The 1366-nt window shown below is 45.8% G+C and carries 2 pseudogenes; both read left to right on the top strand.

The features are described 5' to 3' along the window. Positions 1-234: pseudogene (locus F6K51_RS37345) on the top strand (hypothetical protein); the annotation flags it as partial. Next, positions 219-1282: pseudogene (locus F6K51_RS37340) on the top strand (IS630 family transposase). The pseudogenes F6K51_RS37345 and F6K51_RS37340, both read left to right, overlap by 16 nt. The last annotated feature ends 84 nt before the right edge of the window (positions 1283-1366 follow it).

Below are 1366 nucleotides of genomic sequence, written 5' to 3'. Positions count from 1 at the left end.
TGTTATGATGCAATCGTAGCTATACATACCGGAATCAAGCAAAAACCTAAGTGGGTACTAGATGCGGATATTGCCAAATGTTTCGATAAAATCAATCACGATGCTCTTCTCTCAAAACTAAATACCTACCCATCCATGAGACGACTAAGTAGGTCGTGCAAGAAAAAAGGAGGTATATTACAAATTATAAAGCGTTGCCTAAGAAAGGAGTCAGAGGTATGGGAGCCAGACTGAGAGTGTTTCTCACCCAAGAAGAAGAAAGAACGCTCTGGGAGTTGAGGAGAGCCACCACCGTCAGTCAACGAGTCAAAGATCGAGCAGAAGCGGTTCGTTTAAGTCATCAAGGCTGGTATGTTGAACAGATCGCCACTCACCTGCACTCAACAGCTAAAACGATTAGAAAGACACTAAACGCATGGAAAACAAAAGGATTGGGAGGACTATGGGAGGCATCAGGACGAGGACGACAAAGAAGATGGAGCGAAGCGGATATCGAATACCTCGAAGACTGTCTAAGAATTGACCCGAGAAGCTACAACAGCGTACAACTTGCCGAAAAACTCTGTCGGGAACGGCAAGTTGACCTTAGTCCCGAGTATCTACGTCAGATCCTCAAAAAAAGGGGGTGATTTGGAAACGGATGCGAGTGAGTCATCAAAAACGGCAAGATCCACATCAGCGGCTGGCTAAGAAAAACGACCTGGAAATGCTTGAACTAGCGGCTGCTGCCGATGAGATTGACTTGCTTTACCTCGACGAATCGGGATGCTGTTTGTGGAGTGCCGTCAGCTATAGCTATTACTTTAAAGGAGAGCAGAAGCGGCAAGAACAGACGAAAAAACGAGGCAAACGATTAAGTGTGTTGGGTTTGTGGCAACCGTTGGTGAAATTTATATGCAGTTTGGTGTTGGGGAGTTGGAAAAGTGAAGACTTCATCAAACTGATGGAGCAACAAGCCCAAGTGGCTGGTGCAATTTACCAACGTACGGGTCGAATCCGTGTTATCACCCTCGATAACGGCTCGATTCATACAAGTAAAGCTGTAAAGCAGAAACTTCCCCAATGGCAAGGGATGGGACTTTACTTGTTCTTTTTGCCACCTTACTGTTCCGAGATGAACCCCATTGAGTTGGAGTGGGAGCATCTTAAGCGGGATCAATTGGTAGCTCAGATGTTTGAATCGGAGTCGGAATTAGCTTACCAGGTGAGTGTAGGACTTGAGGCTCGAGGACAGCGCAACGGACATAAGTTTCAAACTGTCAACCTCCGGGCCAGGAAATAATCCTTTACAAACATCTCTTTTTTTCCCTGGGACTACTTATTGATGCCTAGTCATCTGGATTAACGGGTGTTCTAAAAGCGGGTA

This window comes from Moorena sp. SIO3I8 (genome assembly GCF_010692325.1).
In the GTDB taxonomy this organism is placed as follows: Bacteria; Cyanobacteriota; Cyanobacteriia; order Cyanobacteriales; family Coleofasciculaceae; genus Moorena.
The sequence above is the reverse complement of the archived record's forward strand: the minus strand, read 5'-3'. Positions and strand labels throughout refer to the sequence as shown.